Below are 5,014 nucleotides of genomic sequence, written 5' to 3' on the forward strand. Positions count from 1 at the left end.
ATAAGCTGGAAGGTTTTGGCGGTGTACTTGGTGTAACCAAAGGCTTATGGACTGAATTTGGTTCTGAACGAGTCATTGATACTCCAATTACAGAATCAGCGATTATTGGTATGGCGGCAGGTGCTGCTGCAACGGGTTTAAGACCTGTGGCAGATTTAATGTTTATGGATTTTTACGGCGTGTGTTATGACATGCTGTATAACCAAGCAGCTAAATTTCGCTACATGTTTGGCGGCAAAGCCAAAGCGCCACTCGTTGTACGTGGCATGATTGGTGCAGGTTTTTCCGCAGCAGCGCAGCATTCTCAGTCGCCATATAACGTGTTTGCCTCAGTGCCTGGTTTAAAAGTGGTGGTGCCTTCAAGTGCCTATGATGTAAAAGGGTTGTTGATTCAAGCCATTCGAGATGACGACCCAGTAGTCTTTTGTGAACACAAGTTGTTGTACGACATTAAGGGCGAAGTGCCAGATGAGTCCTACACTATTCCTTTTGGTGTCGCAAATTACACCCGTGAAGGTACTGATATCACCATTATTGCCTTAAGTTTGATGGTACATCGTGCCAATGAAGTCGCTGATAAGCTCGCAAAAGAAGGCATTTCGGTTGAAGTGGTTGACCCTAGAACCATTTCACCATTAGACGAAGATGGCATTTTAGAGTCAGTAGCTTCAACAGGTCGTGTGGTGATTGTAGATGAATCAGCAGCACGTTGTGGTTTCGGACATGATGTGGCTGCGCTTATTGCCCAGAAAGGCTTTCATTATCTTAAAGCACCAATCGAATTAGTCACTCCACCACACTCACCCGTACCATTTTCACCAGTACTAGAAAAAGAATGGCTACCTAGTGTAGAACGCATCGAACAGGCTGTACGCAAGACGTTGGAGGCTTAGGATGAGCGAAATTAAAACTTTAGAAATCCCAAAATGGGGTTTGTCCATGGAAGAGGGTACGATTGCCCAATGGCTGATTCAGGAAGGTACCCAATTTAGTAAAGGACAGGAAATTTGTGAAATTGAAACCACAAAAATCGTCAATGTATTGGAGGCACCTTTTGATGGCCTGCTACGAAAAATTATTGCTAACGATGGTGACACACTGGTCGTAGGTGGAGTCATTGCAATTTGTGCAGACGCTCAAGTTTCCGATGCAGAAGTTGAAGCATTTGCACAGTCTTTAGGTGGAACACCTGCTGTAACTGAAAATAAAGCGGTAGCAGCGGTTCCTGAAAAAGTCGATGTGGCTCAAGTTGAAAGCAAAGTACAAGCTGCTCCTAAACAGAACAGTGTTGGTAATGGATCAAAAGCGGTGACTCAGGGCGGATATTCTATTCCTGATGAGTTACAAGGCTACCAACAAAGCGATGATATTTTTGCAACGCCACATGCCTTGAAATTGGCTGAAAAGCATAATGTAAACTTGGCTCAGATTACGGGTTCTGGACGTGAAGGCCGTATCAGTGTTCAAGATATTCAGGCCGCAGTTCAAGCTGCTGGTGGTTCTTGGCCAGATGTACGTCATCAAGCTAGTACGAAAGCCGCGAAATCTAAAGCAGATGATAGTGATGTTCTAGCAACACCTGTTGCTCGCCGTTTGGCAAAACAATGGGGCATTAATTTGCATGATTGTCGTGCATCGGGTTCACGTGGACGAGTCTGTAAGGAAGATGTTGAAGCTGTATATCAACGTGAAAACCCTGTACAAGCTCAACATACTGAGTATGCGCATCCAACAGAGTCAGCAAAATTCACCACCGTAGCTATGAATGGTATGCGTAAAGCAATCGCTGCACGGCTACAAGCGGCAAAACGCAATGCACCACATTTTCGCTTAACGATAGACTTAAATGTTGAGTCGGTTCAGGCTTTGCGTCAGCAAATTAACAGTACTGTACCGCAAGTCAAACTGTCCATTAATGATATGCTGATTAAAGCTGCTGCTGCTGCACTGATTAAAGTTCCACAAGTTAATGTTCAGTTTGATGAAGAGAATCAGCAGATTTTACAGTTTGAACAGGCTGATATTTCGGTTGCTGTAGCCATCGAAAATGGACTGATCACGCCAATTATTAAAGCAGCGAACCGTAAATCTTTGGCGCAAATTTCCAATGATATGCGTGATCTGGCGACACGTGCCAAAACTGGAAAATTGGCACCTGATGAGTTTCAAGGGGGCAGTTTCAGTATTTCCAATTTGGGCATGCTTGGTATTCAACAGTTTGATGCCATTATTAACCCGCCTCAAGGTGCAATTCTAGCCTTAGGTGCAGCAGAGAAACGTGCTGTCGTTGAAAATGATGAGATTGTTGTTCGTGAAATGGTGACCGCAACATTGTCTTGTGATCATCGTGTCATTGATGGTGCGTTGGGTGCTCAATTCTTATCGGCATTTAAGCAGTTTGTCGAAAATCCTGCATTAATTTTGGTGTAGGAGGAATAGTCATGTCAGATACACAATTTGATCTTGTGGTTATTGGTGCTGGTCCTGGAGGATATGTCGCTGCGATTCGCGCAGCGCAACTGGGATTAAAAACGGCAATCGTTGAAAAACAACACTTAGGCGGAGTATGTCTTAATTGGGGATGCATTCCAACCAAGGCATTATTGAGCGGGGCTGTGCTTGCGCAGCAGTTCAAACATGCAGGGCAGTTTGGCTTTACGCTTAACGCGATTGATTTTGATATTCAAAAACTGGTCCATCATAGCAGACAGGTTTCTGAGCAACTGGTGCAAGGTATCGGTCAACTATTGAAAAAAAATCAAATCACTGTTTTTAACGCAGCAGCCCAGTTTATTGCCAAAGAGCAATTAGAGCTTACAGATGCGAATGGTCAAAAACAGCAGATTTCAGCACCGCATATTATTGTCGCAACAGGCGCACGTGCGGCCAATTTGCCTCATATTCCTGTAGATGGCCATCAGGTCTGGAGTTATAAAGAGGCTTTAGTTCCAGAACAATTACCAAAATCTTTACTGGTCATTGGTTCGGGTGCTATAGGCAGTGAGTTTGCAAGCCTATACCAAGACTTAGGCTGCCAAGTCACCTTGGTTGATATTGCAAAGCAGATTCTTCCTAGCGAAGACATTGAAGTTGCGAAGTATGTACAAAAGCAATTTGAACAGCAGGGTATGCAGGTTTTAACCGAAGCGACTGTAAAAAAAATAGAAACTGATCAGGCTCAAGTACATTGTCATATTGAAACTGCCACAGGTGTACAAATCATTACTGTTGAAAAGGTGCTTTCAGCTATTGGCGTGAAACCAAATGCTGAAAATCTTGGCCTAGAAGCTTTAGGTGTCGAATTAGAGAATGGTTTTATTAAAGTCGACTCATGGTGCAAAACTAATATTGTGGGCGTATATGCAATTGGCGATGTTGCAGGCGCACCGTGTTTGGCACACAAGGCCAGTCACGAGGCTATTCTTTGTGTGGAGAAAATTGCAGGTTTAGATCATGTACATGCTTTAGATCGTACACAAATTCCGGGCTGTATTTTTACCCATCCGCAAGTGGCCAGTATTGGTTTGACAGAACAGAAAGCGAAAGCTACGGGCTTGAATATCAATGTGGGTAAGTTTCCTTTACAAGCGAATGGTAAAGCATTGGCTTTGGGCGATAGCGCAGGATTTATTAAAACCATTTTTAGTCAGGAAACGGGTGAATTGTTGGGTGCTCACATGGTTGGACATGAAGTCACCGAACACATTCAAGGTTTTGCCATCGCGAAATACCTAGAAGCTACAGATGAAAGCTTAGCGCAGGTCATTTTCCCTCATCCTACTTTGTCTGAGGCGATGCATGAGTCGGTCTTGTCGGCGATGCAACGTGCAATCCATATTTAAGGAGTCGCAACATGCCTAGAGGTTTAAACAACAAAGTTGCTTTAATTACGGGTGCGGCACAAGGCATTGGACGTGGTATTGCCTTACGTTTAGCACAAGAAGGTGTTCATATTGCCTTGGTCGATCTTCATCAAGAAAAGTTAAATACTGTTCAAAAAGAGGTTGAAGCCTTTGGCGTAAAAGCCACCACATTTATTGCGGATATTTCAGATCCAATACAAATCAGTGACGCTATTAATCATGCAGAATCGACACTTAATGGTTTTGATATCATGATTAATAATGCAGGTATTGCACAAGTCAAAGCTTTGGCAGAAGTAACGCCGAGTGAATTTACCCAAATTATGAACATCAATGTCGGTGGTGTACTTTGGGGGATTCAAGCCGCAGCAAATAAATTTAAACAACGCCAACAGGCTGGAAAAATTATTAATGCATGCTCAATAGCAGGTCATGAAGGTTTTGCTTTGCTCGGTGTTTATTCGGCAACTAAATTTGCAGTTCGTGCATTGACGCAAGCTGCGGCTAAAGAATATGCCAGTGCTAAAATTACTGTAAATAGTTATTGTCCGGGTGTTGTGGGTACAGACATGTGGGTCGAAATAGATCAGCGGTTCTCTGAAATTACAGGCTCACCAGTTGGTCAAACGTATAAAAAATATGTAGATGGTATTGCTTTAGGACGTGCTGAAACACCAGATGACGTGGCTGCATTAGTTGCATTTTTAGCCAGTGAGGATGCAAACTACATTACAGGTCAGTCTATTTTGACAGATGGTGGAATGGTTTACCGTTAACATCAATATAAGGAATACACAATGAAAGCGGCTCGTTTTTATGACCGAGGGGATATTCGAATTGAAGATATCCCTGAACCGAAAGTACTTCCAGGCACAGTTGGAATTCAAGTTGCGTGGTGTGGTATTTGCGGTACAGATTTACATGAATTCATGGAAGGTCCTATTTTTATTCCACCTTGTGGTCACCCACACCCAATTTCGGGAGAATCTGCACCTGTAACAATGGGACATGAATTTTCAGGCGTGGTTTATGCAGTTGGAGAGGGTGTAGATGATATCCAAATTGGGCAACATGTCGTAGTTGAACCCTACATTATTGCTGACGATGTGCCGACTGGCCCCAATGATAAGTATCATTTATCAAAAAATATG

The 5,014-nt window shown here is 43.3% G+C and carries 5 protein-coding genes; all 5 read left to right on the plus strand.

Features of this window, described 5'->3' with window-relative positions; genetic code table 11:
- Positions 1–893: alpha-ketoacid dehydrogenase subunit beta (locus tag B4033_RS02790; RefSeq protein WP_286831934.1), on the plus strand; the 893-nt coding region annotated here is incomplete at its 5' end.
- A gap of 1 nt (position 894) precedes the next feature.
- On the plus strand, positions 895–2,430 hold the full coding sequence (locus B4033_RS02795) for a 2-oxo acid dehydrogenase subunit E2 (RefSeq protein WP_286831936.1): 1,536 nt from the start codon (positions 895–897) through the stop codon (positions 2,428–2,430).
- A gap of 11 nt (positions 2,431–2,441) precedes the next feature.
- Complete coding sequence (gene lpdA, locus B4033_RS02800) at positions 2,442–3,842, plus strand: dihydrolipoyl dehydrogenase (RefSeq protein WP_108619592.1); 1,401 nt, start codon at positions 2,442–2,444, stop codon at positions 3,840–3,842.
- A gap of 11 nt (positions 3,843–3,853) precedes the next feature.
- Entirely contained in the window at positions 3,854–4,639 is a 786-nt protein-coding gene (locus B4033_RS02805) for an acetoin reductase (RefSeq protein ID WP_286831939.1), read from the plus strand.
- Between the two features lie 21 nt (positions 4,640–4,660).
- On the plus strand, positions 4,661–5,014 hold a 354-nt coding region (locus tag B4033_RS02810), incomplete at its 3' end, for an alcohol dehydrogenase catalytic domain-containing protein (RefSeq protein WP_286831941.1).

Origin of the sequence: Acinetobacter sp. UBA3132, assembly GCF_002364825.1 — a bacterium.
GTDB lineage: Bacteria > Pseudomonadota > Gammaproteobacteria > Pseudomonadales > Moraxellaceae > Acinetobacter > Acinetobacter schindleri.

Excerpts from the sequence above, each read along its gene's own strand:
- B4033_RS02795 (WP_286831936.1), top strand. The coding sequence starts at position 895 with ATGAGCGAAATTAAAACTTTAGAAATCCCAAAATGGGGTTTGTCCATG.
- lpdA (WP_108619592.1), top strand. The coding sequence starts at position 2,442 with ATGTCAGATACACAATTTGATCTTGTGGTTATTGGTGCTGGTCCTGGA.
- B4033_RS02805 (WP_286831939.1), top strand. The coding sequence starts at position 3,854 with ATGCCTAGAGGTTTAAACAACAAAGTTGCTTTAATTACGGGTGCGGCA.